16 protein-coding genes, 1 tRNA gene and 1 pseudogene are annotated in these 15,475 nt (G+C 38.6%); 9 read left to right on the plus strand and 9 right to left on the minus strand.

What is annotated here, in order from left to right:
- Nucleotides 1-83: 83 nt before the first annotated feature.
- Nucleotides 84-974 (minus strand): nitrilase-related carbon-nitrogen hydrolase, encoded by an 891-nt coding sequence (locus L2716_RS12165; protein ID WP_236335206.1) that lies wholly within the window; start codon nucleotides 972-974, stop codon nucleotides 84-86.
- Between the two features lie 480 nt (nucleotides 975-1,454).
- Here L2716_RS12165 and L2716_RS12170 point away from each other — a divergent pair, with 480 nt between their 5' ends.
- The 6 genes from L2716_RS12170 to L2716_RS12195 all read left to right on the plus strand — a co-directional run bounded on the left by L2716_RS12170 (nucleotide 1,455) and on the right by L2716_RS12195 (nucleotide 6,563).
- Nucleotides 1,455-1,889, plus strand: coding sequence for a DMT family transporter (locus L2716_RS12170; RefSeq protein WP_236335209.1), 435 nt, complete (start codon nucleotides 1,455-1,457; stop codon nucleotides 1,887-1,889).
- Between the two features lie 128 nt (nucleotides 1,890-2,017).
- The gene (locus L2716_RS12175) at nucleotides 2,018-3,565 is read left to right on the plus strand and encodes a spore germination protein (RefSeq protein ID WP_236335212.1); all 1,548 of its coding nucleotides are present in this window, start codon (nucleotides 2,018-2,020) and stop codon (nucleotides 3,563-3,565) included.
- 12 nt (nucleotides 3,566-3,577) lie between these two features.
- A complete protein-coding gene (locus L2716_RS12180) occupies nucleotides 3,578-4,735 on the plus strand; it encodes a Ger(x)C family spore germination protein (RefSeq protein WP_236335215.1) in 1,158 nt (385 codons plus the stop codon).
- A gap of 11 nt (nucleotides 4,736-4,746) precedes the next feature.
- Complete coding sequence (locus L2716_RS12185; RefSeq protein ID WP_236335217.1) at nucleotides 4,747-4,983, plus strand: hypothetical protein; 237 nt, start codon at nucleotides 4,747-4,749, stop codon at nucleotides 4,981-4,983.
- A gap of 18 nt (nucleotides 4,984-5,001) precedes the next feature.
- Nucleotides 5,002-6,096 carry a GerAB/ArcD/ProY family transporter gene (locus L2716_RS12190; protein ID WP_236335219.1) on the plus strand — a complete coding sequence of 365 codons (1,095 nt, stop codon included), beginning with the start codon at nucleotides 5,002-5,004 and terminating at the stop codon, nucleotides 6,094-6,096.
- Nucleotides 6,097-6,164: 68 nt separating this feature from the next.
- The gene (locus tag L2716_RS12195; protein ID WP_236335222.1) at nucleotides 6,165-6,563 is read left to right on the plus strand and encodes a VOC family protein; all 399 of its coding nucleotides are present in this window, start codon (nucleotides 6,165-6,167) and stop codon (nucleotides 6,561-6,563) included.
- 143 nt (nucleotides 6,564-6,706) lie between these two features.
- Here the strand turns inward: L2716_RS12195 and L2716_RS12200 are convergent, their stop codons facing one another.
- Nucleotides 6,707-7,837, minus strand: coding sequence for a mechanosensitive ion channel family protein (locus L2716_RS12200; protein ID WP_236335225.1), 1,131 nt, complete (start codon nucleotides 7,835-7,837; stop codon nucleotides 6,707-6,709).
- Nucleotides 7,838-8,011: 174 nt separating this feature from the next.
- Here L2716_RS12200 and L2716_RS12205 point away from each other — a divergent pair, with 174 nt between their 5' ends.
- The 3 genes from L2716_RS12205 (at nucleotide 8,012) to L2716_RS12215 (ending at nucleotide 11,687) form a co-directional block, all read left to right on the plus strand.
- Nucleotides 8,012-8,545, plus strand: a complete 534-nt coding sequence (locus tag L2716_RS12205) for an RNA polymerase sigma factor (protein WP_236335229.1) — start codon at nucleotides 8,012-8,014, stop codon at nucleotides 8,543-8,545.
- Complete coding sequence (locus tag L2716_RS12210) at nucleotides 8,526-9,245, plus strand: hypothetical protein (protein WP_236335230.1); 720 nt, start codon at nucleotides 8,526-8,528, stop codon at nucleotides 9,243-9,245. Before L2716_RS12205 ends, L2716_RS12210 begins: the two co-directional genes overlap by 20 nt.
- Before the next feature lie 291 nt (nucleotides 9,246-9,536).
- Complete coding sequence (locus L2716_RS12215; RefSeq protein ID WP_236335234.1) at nucleotides 9,537-11,687, plus strand: YhgE/Pip domain-containing protein; 2,151 nt, start codon at nucleotides 9,537-9,539, stop codon at nucleotides 11,685-11,687.
- A gap of 45 nt (nucleotides 11,688-11,732) precedes the next feature.
- Here the strand turns inward: L2716_RS12215 and L2716_RS12220 are convergent, their stop codons facing one another.
- The 7 genes and pseudogenes from L2716_RS12220 to L2716_RS12250 all read right to left on the minus strand — a co-directional run bounded on the left by L2716_RS12220 (nucleotide 11,733) and on the right by L2716_RS12250 (nucleotide 15,400).
- Complete coding sequence (locus tag L2716_RS12220) at nucleotides 11,733-12,569, minus strand: alpha/beta fold hydrolase (protein ID WP_236335236.1); 837 nt, start codon at nucleotides 12,567-12,569, stop codon at nucleotides 11,733-11,735.
- A gap of 11 nt (nucleotides 12,570-12,580) precedes the next feature.
- Nucleotides 12,581-12,974: pseudogene (locus tag L2716_RS12225) on the minus strand (NUDIX hydrolase).
- A 36-nt stretch (nucleotides 12,975-13,010) separates the two neighbouring features.
- Nucleotides 13,011-13,571 (minus strand): AAA family ATPase, encoded by a 561-nt coding sequence (locus tag L2716_RS12230; protein ID WP_236335238.1) that lies wholly within the window; start codon nucleotides 13,569-13,571, stop codon nucleotides 13,011-13,013.
- 224 nt (nucleotides 13,572-13,795) lie between these two features.
- Entirely contained in the window at nucleotides 13,796-14,038 is a 243-nt protein-coding gene (locus L2716_RS12235; protein WP_236335248.1) for a YfhE family protein, read from the minus strand.
- 135 nt (nucleotides 14,039-14,173) lie between these two features.
- Nucleotides 14,174-14,249: transfer RNA gene (locus tag L2716_RS12240), tRNA-Ala, on the minus strand.
- 64 nt (nucleotides 14,250-14,313) lie between these two features.
- On the minus strand, nucleotides 14,314-15,042 hold the full coding sequence (gene chbG / locus L2716_RS12245; protein WP_236335250.1) for a chitin disaccharide deacetylase: 729 nt from the start codon (nucleotides 15,040-15,042) through the stop codon (nucleotides 14,314-14,316).
- Between the two features lie 46 nt (nucleotides 15,043-15,088).
- Nucleotides 15,089-15,400, minus strand: a complete 312-nt coding sequence (locus L2716_RS12250) for a YggT family protein (protein ID WP_236335251.1) — start codon at nucleotides 15,398-15,400, stop codon at nucleotides 15,089-15,091.
- Between the last annotated feature and the right edge of the window lie 75 nt (nucleotides 15,401-15,475).

Raw genomic sequence — 15,475 nt, forward strand, 5'->3', positions numbered from 1 at the left:
CTCCTATGACCTTTTGCATTGTGCGTTTGTCATGGTGTGACAAGGAAGGGCTGGTTCATTTACAAGTCAGCTCATCTCTTTGTCTACGGAAGTAGTGCGGTCATTTCACCATACGTTTCTGGACGACGGTCACGGTAGAATTGCCATAAGTCTCGTACTTCACGAATCATTTTCTTATTCATTTCTCCAATAATGACTTCATCTTCATCTCGGCTTCCCATCGCAACAAAGCTGCCACGAGGATCGACGAGATACGATTGACCATAAAATTCACCCATATTCCAAGGTCCCTCTGTGCCTACACGATTAATTGCACCAAGATAATATCCGTTTGCAACAGCATGCGCAGGTTGCTCAAGCTTCCATAAGTATTCGGATAAGCCTGCTACCGTTGCAGATGGATTGAAGACAACCTCTGCTCCTTTTAGCCCTAAAAGTCTAGCACCTTCTGGGAAGTGACGATCGTAACAAATATAGACTCCTACTTTTGCATAAGCGGTTTCAAAAACAGGGTAGCCCATGTTTCCTGGCTTGAAATAGTACTTTTCCCAGAATCCACAACCCTCGTCACCAACTTTGACATGAGGAATATGTTGCTTTCGGTATTTACCTAAGTAAGAACCATCTGCATCAATAACTGCAGCTGTATTATAGTAGGTAGCAATTCCTTCACGTTCATAAATAGGAAGAACGATTACAACTTCTAATTCTCGAGCAAGTGCTTGGAATTTCGTTGTTGTCGGTCCATTTGGAATCTCTTCAGCTGAGTCGTACCATTTAGAATTTTGTTCTGCACAGAAATAAGGTCCATAGAAAATTTCTTGAAGGCAAATGATTTGCGCTCCCTTTTTTGCAGCATCTCTTACTAGCTTAATGTGCTTCTCAATCGATTTTTCTTTATGGACCGCCACTGGTTCATTCCCGTCCACATCATGTTTCGCTTGAATCAACCCAATTTTCACTAAATCTGGCATTTTATATTCCTCCTTTTGGCTTTTCAATTATTTATGTAGTGCTTCTTTAAACACATTTTACTGAATTATTTGAATCTTAAGTTTATTTTACGGTGTCGAATGGCGGTTTACATTTGACATAATGTAAAATATTATTTGTTGATTATTGTTCATTTTGTAAAAGGGGATTGATTAATTAGCATCATAATAGGTTACAAAATCGTTTTTCGAAGTGGAATCGGAAGTGAGAAATTGAATGGTTGGGATAGGTGGCGCGCGATCAATTGAAAGCTTTCATGCCTCCTTTTTTTACAAAGTGGATGAAACACTATACGTACAAAAGATATCATATGTAAAATGAAAAAATTGTAGAAACATTACGGAAAGAATCTGTTTTTTTGTCGGATATATTGTTTTTTACGTTCTATCACTATGGAATTTTACTTTGTGTTAAAGTAAGAAGAAATTGCAAAGGTATCATATGGGGTAGGAGATGCGATTATGAACTGGATTATTCTCATTACAGTATTCTTAGGCGGGGTTGCTGTAGCCGTTCAAGCAAGTATAAATGGAGGACTCGGAAGGCACATCGGCGTCATTGAAGGTGCGTTCCTTTCATTTTTAATAGGAACGATTACATTGTTCGTCATCATGCTTTTTTTTGGTAAGGGAAATGTTTTTCTAGCGACCGAAGTGCCCCGTTGGGAACTAGTCGGTGGCATACTAGGTGCGTTCTATGTGTACACGATGGTGCTCTCCGTTCCACGAATTGGTGTCGCAGCAGCATTAGTGGCAGTCATTGCGGCGCAAATCATTACGAGTTCACTCATTGACCATTTCGGATGGCTTGGTATGAAGCAGATTCCAATTGATGGTCAAAGGATCCTCGGGTTCGTCTTTCTCCTCGCAGCCCTTTATCTAATCACCAAAAAATAAAGATGTTTTTTATGTTCCCCCCCTTTTTCTTTCTCCCATTACTTTTCAATAATTTCCTTCCTACGTATATGTGTAACAATTTTTGGAAACCTAACCTTTAAAGCAAGATTTTAAAGGAGTTTTTCCAGATGAAGTTAAAGAGACATCGGCGAAAACAACCACAAAACAAATCTAATCAGACTCCTGAAGAACAAAGTACAAATCTGTCCAATGATTTGGAGAAAAATAAATCATCAATAAAAGAGGTTTTCACAGATTGTCAGGATATCGTTTATCACACATACCATTTTAGCAAGGAATATCGTGAGCAAGCGCTCGTTGTATTTTGTGAAACGATCATCCAAAATGAGAAAGCAAATTTACTTAAGGAAGTTATGCAAGACCTTGTTACTTATGAAGTTGGTCCTGCTACTGAAGTTGATCTTTTTGACGTGAAACGGTTTTTCATCAAACATGGTGTAACATCGAGGGCTGTTGAACTAGTAGAAACTGAAGAACAAGTTCGGGATAAAATTCTAGAAGGTCATATCGTCATCCTTTTTCAGCACTGGAATAAAGCGTTAACATATGATGCGTTTTCCGTTGAGAAAAGATCCGTTGGCGAACCTCAAAATGAAGTGTCTGTAATTGGGCCACGCGAAGGCACCATCGAAAACCTCACAAAGAATATCGGACTGATCCGATCAAGATTAAAGTCCGAAAAGTTGAAGTTCAAAATTAAAAATGTCGGTAACAACACAAAGTCTAAAGTGGCATATGCCTATTTGGAAGGTACTGTGCCAGAGGATACATTAAAAATGTTCAAGGAACGTTTTGATGGCATTCAAGAAGAAGAAATTCTTGAGACTTCCTACTTTGCTGAGTTGTTTGAGGAATCTACGTATTCACCTTTTCCGCAATATCGAACAACTGAACGACCTGATGTGGCCGTATCAGGACTTCTCGGTGGAAAGATTATTGTACTTGTCGATGGCACACCGACCATATTAGTTTGTCCGGGTTTGTTTACAGAGTTCTTCCAATCTCCTTCGGACTATTATCAAAGAACGATGTTTTCGTCCTTCATTAGGATATTAAGAATTATCGGATTCATAATCAGCTTAACGTTACCCAGCATATATATTGCCTTGTCTACCTTTCATTCTGAGTTAATACCAACCGTTCTCCTCATGGCGATTCTCGACACCCGGGAGGGCATGCCTTTTCCTGCTTTAATTGAAGCGTTAATCATGATCTTTTTCTTTGAAATGCTTCAGGAAGCGAGCTTACGTTTACCAAGACCTATTGGTTCTGCCGTAAGTATCGTCGGAGCGTTAGTAATTGGAGAAGCCGCAATTAATGCAGGAATTGCTTCTCCGATGATGGTTGTAGTCGTTGCCTTAACTGGTATTGCCTCCTTCTCTATCCCGCAATACGATTTTGGGACTGCTTCTAGAATATTAAGGTTACCTTTAATGTTTGCAGCGGCAGTATTAGGCGGCTTTGGACTCATGATTGGTTTTCTGCTGATCTATCTTCATTTAGCTAGCTTACGATCACTCGGACAACCCTATTTTGCTCCATTAGGGCCCATCCGACCAGGTGCATTTTATGAATTTATTTTCCGTTCCCCTTTGGTGACTCAATTACGACGACATCAAAAAGACAATTTGAGTCCCAATAAAAGCTCAAAATAGGAGTTGATTCTCGTGTCCAGGAAGTCTCAATTCTCAATATGTCTACTTCTCAGCTCTTCGCTTTTATTAAGTGGTTGCTGGGATCATAATGAGTTACCGATTTATGCGTATGTACAGGCAATCGCGCTAGACATTTCTGAAGATAACGAGAACATGCTTGAGCTTACGACACAATTTATTAAACCTGCACCAAAGATCGGTAGTGCTGGTGGATCAGGTGATCAGGCTTTCGTTAATATCGGCACAGAAGGTGATACCGTATTTGAAGCTGTCCGAGATATCACCAATCACCTTGGAAGAAAAGCCCAGTGGAGTCACACTAGGATTATATTAATAAGTGAGAAGTTAGCTGAGTCTCGTAATATTGGAGAAATGCTTGAGTTTTTTTACCGAGATCATGAGCCAAGAATGTTGATTAACGTAGGCGTGACAGAAGGAAACGCGAAAGACTATTTAAAAGCAAAACCGTTTATTGAAAACACAATTAGTCAACAATTGAAAGAAGTGGGTAAAGCCGCTCACCAATACAGCTCCAAAACAATGGAGGTTAACCTTCTATCTCTTGGCAGACAGTTAAATAGTGAATCTCAGACATCGAAGATTCCTTATTACAAAAATGCCAAATCTGGAGAAGCAATCGTTTCGGGTTTGGTCACCGTCAACAAAGGTAAGGTATCAGGACATATCACCCCCCTACAATCAGAAGCACTTCTTATGTTGTTAAATGAGTTCGGTTCAGGAATTGTAGAAATACCTTGTAGTGACAATCCAAATCTTAAAGAAGCTGTGGAAGTGAGTAGCGCAAAGACCGATCTTAAAACAAAATTGGAAAATAACGATGTAAAGGTTCACGTTAATGTTAATCTCGTGGGTAGTACTGGAGAGCTTAAATGTACTTCAGTTATCAAGAGCGAAAGAGTTGCTACCTACAACAAAAAGGTTGAAAAAGTGGTTTTAAAAAATATTAAAAGTACAATTAGTCAATTACAAGAGGACAAAATTGATTTACTGGGGCTTGGCAATGAAATTTATCGGCGTCATCCCAAACAGTGGCCTAAAATGAAAAAACAGTGGCCTGAAATTTTCAGTAATGCGAAATTTGAAGTACATGTGAAAATGAATATTAAAAATACAGGCGCTGATATTGGAAAACCATTTTTCAAGAAATAGAGGGATTTAGAATGACAGATAAGATCATTATGATCGTCCTCGTATACTTATTGCTACTGTTCACAAGAATGTTGGATCATACCAAAAATGACCCAAAGGAATCGAGAATTTATTATGGAATTGTACTTTTTTCAGGTTACTTGAGTTATTTGTTCATCACAGGAACAGACGGTTTCAATATAAACGATTTGTTAGACTGGCCCTTCGAAATGCCAGCCCGAGCTGTACTGAATTTCTTCACCTCTTAAAAATAAGGGTGGTTTCATATGAATAAGGTTGAATCAATCGGAAATTGGCAGATGATTATTTTATTTCAAGCTTTTATTACAGGGTCCTCTATTCTCAATATACAAGGACCTATGATTGGTACTGCCCAAAATGGGGCTTGGATTTCTATTCTCCTGATCAATGCTGTTGCTTTTATCATATTAGGCCTAGTACTTTATTTATATGAAAAATACCCAAACCGATCCTTTATTCAATACTCAAATGACTTAATTGGCAAGCCTTTGACCTTGATTTTTGGAATCCCGCTCGCCCTATTGCTTTTTCACTTTACTGCTAATATGACATATGGAATGGGGCAATTTTTCACAACTTCTATGATGAGATCAACACCTCTCTATGTCTTTCACTTTCTCATTTTAATGGTGGCTGGCTTAACGGTTCGGGCTGGAATTGAAGTGATGGCTCGGATGTTTAACGGTCTCCTTTATTTCGTAATCTTCATTATTCTATTGATTTTTCTCTTGAATATCACCCACTACCATCCAGAGTTTCTATTACCTGTCCTCCCTACCGGCTGGAAACCTGTGTTGCATGGTGCTTATATTGGTTTCGGTTTTCCCTATATGGACATTATGTATTTTGCAATGATTCTTCCATTTATGAAGAAAGAAAAAGATAAACCCTTTAAGAGATGGATGTATGTTGGACTACTATTCAACGGTTTAGTGCTCGCATTTACGATCATCGCTTCAATCATGATTTTAGGTCCAATCGCTTTGAATGAAAAATTTCCAATCTATCAAGCCGCACGAATCATTGAGATTGGGGAAATTATCCAGCGGGTGGAGTCTATCTTCGGAATGGCTCTAATTATTGGATCTTATATGAAAATTACGATGATGTTGTTTATCATTAACGAAGTCGTCACTCAACTTTTCAAATTATCCGATAAACGTGCATTCGTCTTTCCGAATACACTTCTTGTCTATTTATTTTCATTAACGATGTACAATAACGAGGTTGAACTAGGTGAAAGTGGTGCAATTATGGAAACGATTCTTGCGTTTTTCTTAGCATTCGTCCCCCTCTTAATTGTTACATTAAGAAGTCTTTTCAAGAAAAAACCTTCATAAATTCGTAATCTGTAAATTATGAATTGTTTGATATAATTATATGTATTATCAATGAGGAGTGTGGTAGTATGGCCAACCTATACCCTTACATATTTAGTGAGGATGCAAGAAACCAAGCTGACTTCTATGCGAATGCCTTAAATGGAGAAGTTGTAAGTGTACAAACATTCGAACAAGCACCCAATGTTGACGACGCAATTAAAGATAAGGTCATGCATTTAACTTTAAGTGCAGCTGATCAAATCTTCTTTATGGCAGATTCCGTAAATGAATCTGTTAAACAAGGAACACAAATTAACCTCGTTTTAGAATACAAGACTGAGGATGAAGCACGATCGGTTTTTGAGAATCTGTCCGAAGGTGGTAGCGTATTAATGCCTTTTGACAAAATGTTCTGGGGTGCCATGTTTGGAAGAGTCGAAGACAAATACGGCTTAATATGGCAAATTACGACTGAACACGAATAATTTTATGAGAAAAAGGACCCTTTGCGTGCTCTATGGGTCCTTTTTTGTTTATGGTTTGGCATATTAGCTTGGCATGAAGGCCGAAACGAGGATTATCTAGAAAAATCGAGAATTATCTAAAAAACCGTGCACGCAACGAAATTCTACTCACTCACATCATCCCGGTAGCTCGCAATCACCCTCTGATCCACACTCCTTACGTGTAAATCTCTCTGCGGAAACGGAATTTCGATGTTGTTTTCATTCAACAAATGATAAATACGGAAATTTAAATTACTTTTGATCTGAATGACAAACTCCGGATTGGAAATCCATACGAATAACTCAAAATCCAATGACGAATCTCCAAAACCTGTGAAGTTCACGTAGGATGGCGGATTATTCAACACAACATCAGATGCTTCATACTCCTCGTGTGCGGCTTGATGCAAGACTTCCCTCACTTGTTCAACGTCAGACCCATACGCGACACCAATAGGAATGACCAACCTTAAACGGGGATCCCCATAAGAACGATTGACCACTTCCTCTTCAAGAAAGTAGGAATTAGGCATGATGATCCGCTCATTATCTAACGTCTTAATAATCGTCGCTCGCATATTAATCTTTTCAATATCCCCGATTACATCGTTAATGATGACGCGATCTCCAACTTTTATCGGACGCTCGAACAGAATAATAAGACCTGAAATGAAGTTCGATGCAATGTTCTGCATCCCGAAACCAATCCCTACTCCTAAAACACCAGCAAACACTGTCAGAGCGCTCATATCGATTCCGACTGTCGTAAAACTAATCAAAATCGCAAATACCATAATGACATAATGGAAAATACGGTTGAATGTAAAACGTAATCCTCGATCCAGCTGATAGCGATCATATACATTCGGAAGCAGAAACTGCGTCATCACTTTAGATGTACGGTTCGCAAACGAGATGATCAACACCGCTAATAATATTAAGAAGAACGATACGTCTACCTTTCCAATTGAGAAAATACTTCCAAACATCCAGCTTGCTTCTGAAAAATAAACGAGTAAAAATACGATAATTCCATATGTGGTAATCCAATTTGTAATAGACTTAAGAGCAGGACCTAAGCGATTTTGAAACCGCTCACTCTTCCCCTCCATTTTATGTAGTAGAATAAATGCAACTGTTCGAATGAAGAACATCAGTAATACAAAACCAAAGAAGATCACAGAATCCACCCAGTTAAACTGGGCTACAAATCCATCCCAATCTTCAATAATATTCACTCCATAATCCAGCATTCCATCACCTCACCTACATTTAAATTGTCAGATTATTAACAGTCTAACATAATTGGGTGACAGACACTGTTTTGAGCCCATTTCACATAAGTTTTATTAAAATGATGGACTTCTACAACTTTTTGCTATTTTGTAAGGTATTACATATGAGAAGAAAAAAAGGGGCGATCCCATTTGGATAAAAAAACGATCAAAAAGATAAAAAAAGGTGATAAGAAGGCTTTTAGAGCTTTATACGATGCGTACTATCCTTCTGCGATGAGGGCTTCTATATCCATGTTGAAAAGCGAATCTGATGCATCGGATGCCGTTCAAGAAACGTTCATCCGTGTGTTTAAAGGAATGCATACGTATGACGACTCCAAACCTTTCAAGCCTTGGTTTTTTCGTATACTGACAAACGAAGTTAGACGATTGATTCAAAAAAGAAAGCAAGAGCAAGATATTGATCAAGTTGCTCGAAATGAGCTTGAACAAACTCATAATCCACCATCCACTGACCAAGAGATCCTTTATGAAGCGATGGAGCAGTTAAAGGAATCACATCGTGAAGCGTTGGTTTTGAAATATGTGGAAGGGTTTTCTGAAAAAGAAATGTCATCCATCCTTGATATAAGTATCAGTGCGGTTAAATCAAGACTTTTTCAAGCTCGAAAACTGCTCAAAGAAGAATTGAGAGGTGATCTATATGGACAACAACAAATTTGATGAATATATGAAACAAACCCTTAAGGAAGATCATAAAGTGGACGATTTGCAGAAAGAAAATATGTGGCATGCTATTGAAAAAGAAATAGAGATGACACCACAGAAATTAACAAAAACAAAATGGAAACCACTCATGATAACCGTCGCAGCATCAATCCTTCTCATAATGGGTTTTCTAAATACCCCTCCAGGTCATGCGCTTGTTGACAATGTAAAGCAAATGTTCGCACCAGAGAAACAAGTGAAAATACCAATGGAAGGATCTGAAGAAGAAGAAACTGCTACGTTAAACGACCAATCCGAAAAAGGGTATGTCATTTATGTAGATGAAGAGCATTATAAAATGGAAGAAAAAAAAGGTTACGATATCATCACACCAAAAGAACCGCTACCAGAACACTTTCCAGAAGTATTTATGAAAATTATTCATGTAGAAAATCAAAATGTAGAAGAAACAATTAGCAAGTTAGAAGCAGAGCACGGCATCACGTTTGAACAAACTGACTATCCAATCGCATCGCAAACAGCTCGTACACTAGAAGGTCATGAATGGAATAGTGAGCTCAACAAATACTTTGTCATAGCAGACGAAAGTGGTGGCTCCTACATCTTCCATCAACGATACTTTCTAGAAGCTGCAGAAGGTCACGGTGTACGCCTGAGTGAAATGCTGAAAGACTTCCATATTGTTGCGGAATAATGACTCACTAACTAGCTTGTGAATACGAGCTAGTTTTTTTATTTTACTTGAAGCATCCTCACCGCCTAATCTACTTTCCCCATAATAATTAGTTGTGATGCATAGTAAATCTATACCGCATTATCTTTCACGGCCTACTACCAATGTTGTAACATGCCTAGTTCATAATATGTGAATTCTATCAATCTACTAGAAAGTATTATTTTATTAGAATATTATGAGTATTAGGAAAAATGAATGGTTCTTCATTCATTTTAAGGGGGCGTCTACTACTTTTTTGGAGGTAATGAGATGCAATTATTTAAATTGATTTCAACTGAATTTTCAAAGCTTGCTGCGAATAAAGGAATACTCTTTTCCGTGATTGCAGCACTACTCGTTCCGGTTTTATATGGTGGGATCCTTCTATCTGCTACATGGGGCCCTTATGACAACTTATCAAATTTACCGGTCGCTGTCGTTAATGAAGACCAAGGCGCGGTATCGGAAAATGAATCGATCAATGTGGGTAGTGAATTGGTCATGAATTTGAAGGAAGGTAAGAATTTGGGATGGAAGTTCGTCAACTCGGCAGATGCCATGAGAGGGCTAGAACAAAATGAGTATTACATGGCAATCATCATTCCAAAAGACTTTTCTCAACGTGTAACAACAGTTATGGAGCCTGATCCTCAAAAGCTTGAACTAGAGTACATACAAAATGAGGGTCTTAACTTTCTCGCTTCTAAAGTAACAGAAACCGCATCTCAAAGAATTCGCGAACAACTCGCAAATACAATCACCGAAAATTATACGTCCAAGGTATTCTCAAGTCTAGGGGATGTTTCAGAAGGATTTGAAAAAGCGGCCGACGGATCAGCACGTTTATCTGACGGTACCGGCCAACTGAATGAAGGAACAGAAAAGCTCTTAAATTCTGTTACAACCAAGCAATCTGATATTACAAGGCTAGCGGATGGATCACAACAGTTGAAAGATGGCACCTCCCTTTTACTAGAAAAATTGCAAGGAAAATCTAGTGATATCTCTAAGCTTGCAGACGGATCAGAAAGACTGCACGATGGAACCGTCACACTAAAAGATGGAACAGGAAAGTTATTAAATGGATTACAAAAAGCTGAAACAGGTAGTGAGGAACTAAAGAATGGTGTTGCGACGAACCTTGCACCTGGAGCACGAAAGGTTGCCGACGGAACGATTCGATTAAAAGGTGGATCTGCTGAACTTGCGGCTGGTGCAGAAAAGTTAGTTGCTGGTTTAGAAGAGTTTGGAGCAAAAAACCCTTCTACTCAAGTCCCACCATATGACGAATCTTATCAAAAAATTATAGATGGAGCGAAAAAAATCTCCAATGGATTGAACAGCTTATCATCAAAATCAGTCAAACTAAGTGATGGCGCGGTTACCGTTGCAGATGGCATCGACAATAAGGTAGTACCAGGCACCGCTAAACTTCATGATGGCCTCAATCAACTTGTAGAGGGGCAACAAAAAATCGATAACGGTGCTGCTAAATTAGAGGACGGCGCACAAAAGGTAGCAGACGGAAATGGAAAGGTAGAAACAGGTTGGAATGAGCTCATTACTGGAGTCTCAAAACTGGATACGGGTGCAGGAAAAATTGCAGATGGAAATGAAGCTGTAGATGAAGGTTGGAAAAAGCTATCTACCGGTGCTGAAAAATTAAATAATGGCGCAGGGAAAGTAAACGATGGAAGTGAAAAGTTAGCCTCTGGATTAAAAGAAGGTGCTGAAAAAACGAGCGGAATTGAAACAGGCGACGACAATGCTGGGATGTTCTCTTCTCCTGTAAAGCTGAAGAGTAAATCCGTAAACGAATATGAGCATTATAGAGACTCAACCGCACCATACGTACTAACCCTAGGGCTGTTTGTAGGCATTCTAATCATGTCCTTGTTCATCAAATTCAAACGTCCTGCACATACTTCAAGTATCGATTGGTTTATTACGAAATTCTTAAAGCTATCGTCCTTAGCAGTCGTTCAAGCGATTTTACTTATGTTGGTCGTTTTATTCGTACTCGGGGTTAACGTGACGAATCCAATTGGACTGGTGTTCTTTGCAATCGTAGTGAGCATTGTATTTTCAGCAATTGTCCTTTTCCTTGCATCACTCGGCGGAAACATCGGGCGATTCCTAGCGATCGGCTTTGTGATTTTACAACTATCGATAACAGGCGCAAACCTACCAATCGAAATGTTACCTAATTTCCATAGGTCCCTGAGCGAGTTTTTACCATTCACCTATTCCATTGCTGGATTCAAGTCCGTAATCACATTAAATGACTTAGGTGGAATGATCACGAACATGTCAATTCTACTCACATACTTAATCATCTTTGCCGGACTATCCTACGTCGTGTTTCTATTCAAAAAACAAAAAGCCCACAAAAGCAAGGATGCCGATGTAGTGTCCATGTAATAATTATCTGGACATCCCCATTCAAATGGTGGATGTCCTTTTTGTTTATTTCCATAACAAAATCTCACTAGCCACTTTTTCAGGTCGATCCCAGTGAATGTTGTGTTTCGTATTTTTTACACCAACGACTTTAATATTTTCAATACTCTTTTGGATACGTTCAATTCCACTCGTTCTCGATTGATCAAATGTAGGCACAGTCGCATGAAATAATAAGACAGGACACTTTATACATTCGAATGTAGTGGAGCACGGCTCTAGAAAGAACGCTTTAATCGTAGCTAAAAGACTGTTACGATCAGCCTTCAATATGTAACGATTCTCAATCTTTTTGAAGTTAGAAGAAATGGTTTCTTCGAGCACTCTATCCCATTCCTTTGTTGTGTATGTGCGGTAAAGTTGAATCACTTCATCCCACGATTCGTAACGGCTCGAATCTATAAAATCCTGCCACCCTTCTAGTGCCGTTTTTTCTGTCATTCCTCCAACATGTTCAGGAAATACATAACCCCCGTCTATTAAGATAACCCCAATGATTGTATGCTGAAATTTCTTGGTGATGTGTAAAGCAAGGTCTGCTCCCCATGAATGACCTAATATGTAAAAGGGCTTGTCTGTTAGATTGTGAATGACAGAAAATAATTTATCAGATAATGAAGAGAATCTATAATCCTCTGCCGTTAGCAAAGGGGCAGTTCCGCCATGACCTGGACTGTCTATTAAAATAAGATGAAAATCATTAATGAGATGATCGATCAGTCCTAAGAAACTATTCGAATCTCCAGTCATACCGTGAAGACAAACGAGTGAAGGAAGGCTGCTATCACCAAATTCAAACCCGTGGAAACGACATTGTTCTATGGTTATATTAAACTCCCTCATATGTCCCCCTTTCATTTATAGTAAGAATTGATATAGCTTCGGTATTCATCTGTTAAGCCTTCTGGGAGATGGTCTAAGTGAAAATATTTTATTTCTAATGATTCACTTTTATCGATGCTCATCTCACCTCTAACATCACTCGTTTTATATACTGCTGTTACAGAGTACAATTCATCACCATTTGATACTTTAAAGTAATAATCTGCTCCCGAAAAAACACCTAATAGATCCAGATGGCCAATCTCAAGTCCCGTTTCTTCTTTTACTTCTCTTCTAGCAGTGTCTTCTAAGCTCTCTCCTAACTCCATTAAGCCACCAAGTATCATTTAGGATTAATACAACTGAGCCAGTTAATATTAATGGCCTAGTCCCAACTAATTGTCTTAAGTCTTTTACATAATTCATTCTAAAACCTCACAATCATCTATGTAAAAAGGTTACTCATACTTGATTCGCGATATCAAGGATACTTTTTGTAACGGAAGGTATGTCATCTGTGGTTTTTATGACAAACAAATGGTTCGCTTCTCCTTCAATTGGTGAAGTAATCTCTTTTTTACTCGTTTCTTTCTGTTGTTTGATCAGTACTTCCTCAAATGTTGAAGCACTCCTAAAGATTGCTGTACTTCTTTCACTGTTTGCAATTCTCTCTTGAAGGACATGATCTGGAATATCGAAATCAACGAGTATGCTAGTAAATCCGTTCTTATGAAAATGGTCCAGCAAATTCAGACGCGTTGTGCGACCACGATTAGAGTTACAAAGAATAAGATGAACATTCGTTTGATCAACTGCATAATCAATAATGGTTTGAGTGAGCGCATACTTAATTGTATTTGGACCTTGCTTGGGTAGTAAGTGTTTGTAAAAAGTATTGATGAATTCCGCATGATTATCTTGATCAACCACTAGTGCGTTCTGTAATTGTTGTTCTAACGCTTTCGCAAATGTCGATTTCCCGCTATGGGTTTTACCAACTGTTATGATCACTAAACGCCTCATAAATGTAACTCCTTTAGTTGAACTTAAAATTTACTCATCTCTACTTTCGACTATTTTCCTTATCATTCCTTCTCTTCAGACAAACGTAAAAAAGCCGCCTCCCGAAGGAAACGACTTTTGAGGCTGTTGGGACGGTTCTTTGTTACAAGTACAGAAGAACTATCCACTCGGTAACCAAAAAGACCATCCTTAAATTTTTTGAGGATGGCCTTCAAATGATTACATTATTTTAATTTAGGATTTTCACTTTTCGCTTCTCTTACTTTTGGTTTACGATAACCACCAGCGATATCTGCTTGTTTAAATTCCTTCGCATAATGGACTTCTTGAGCGTCAGATAATTCTTCCCCTTTTATTGGTTGATACTGAGTGTTTTTTGCCATTGTGCTCATCCTTTCTTCTGGAATCTGGTTATATTCATTTTCTACCCTTAAGAAAAATGTGATAAACATAAGTAAATGTATCATTTAAAAAGACCCCTACCTAAAATGCAGTCAATTTCATAAAGATTGCTTCCCTATATTTTCTCTTCAGACAAACGCAAAAAGCCGCCTCCGGAAGAAAGCGACTTTTATATAAGGTGGTCATTTAAGGTTTATACTTGGTGGAGCATAGCGGGATCGAACCGCTGACCTCTTGGCTGCCAGCCAAGCGCTCTCCCAGCTGAGCTAATGCCCCATTTTGGGATTTTTGCAACAAGATGAGTATAGCACACCTTTTTTGAAATGAGCAATATCTTCCATTAGAGAAGCTGTATTTTTTCTTTATTGAGCTTTGTGTTCATCAAAATCGTTAATTCATCTGCTCTTTTTACATGATAGGATGAGCCATTCAATAATGCTTCATCTACATAGGCGGGGTGACACATGACTTCTACTGATGTCCCGCCCTTTACTCTATTTTGTAACTCATCAAAATATCCTTCATGGACACCATCCTTATAAAAGTCTGCTAAGAAAATATCCGTCAATAGCCGCAAGTCTGTCTTCTTGTCTCCAAATACATTCCTCACAGGTAATCCATATTTTTCAGATAACCGTTTTACAACTGATAATAACTTGCTCTGTCCGTGAATATGGTGGTGGCTATCCATGTGTGTTGGGACTAATCCCGTTTGCAAAAACGCCTCAATTTGAGCGGACCACTCCATTTCAACGTCCTCAACTCTTACCTCTTCAATTCTTTCAAATTTCCTCGTCATTCGAAATGTTCCATCATCACTCGTTAAGGAAGGTACCTTTGGAGCGAGCGCTTTTCCACATGTCAACGTCAAATGAACCCCGACCTTTAGATCCGGATTTTCTTTGGCCAATTCAATTGCTTGATCGGTGCCTTGCATGTTCATGAGCATCGTTGTGGAATTAACAATCCCATGCTTATGTGCATCCATTATTCCGTAGTTCACACCTCTAGAGTAGCCGAAATCATCAGCATTCACGAGTAACTGTATCAATGAAATCGCACCATCCATTCTTAGTGTCTTATCTTTATTATACGCCGAATGGATCGGTTATCCTTTATCGTCTCCGATTGTCGCCACCTGAATTGAGCATTAGTATAAACTGCACAAGGAAGTAAGAGAGAAAACCATACACAATTAATGCAAAGATACTCGTTAATTCTAGTTCATATTGTCCTTGTATCATTGGAGATGGGAAAATATTTCTGAATGGTGATAGCAAGGGCATCGTCAAATTATAAATCCATTGGACAAATGGCGTATACGGATTTGCCCCGAAAAGCTTCAATACGATTCTGAGTAAAATAAGTGCTTCAATGATTCCCATGAATAGATTCACTAAATACACTAGAAAAGGTCTTTTCCTCATGATTCACACCTCCTTTATTGCGTTTCTAACGGACAGGTTATGGTTATACTTTTTGTAATGACATTTTTTGAAACC

Source organism: Pseudalkalibacillus berkeleyi, from assembly GCF_021608225.1.
Lineage (GTDB): Bacteria > Bacillota > Bacilli > Bacillales > Fictibacillaceae > Pseudalkalibacillus > Pseudalkalibacillus berkeleyi.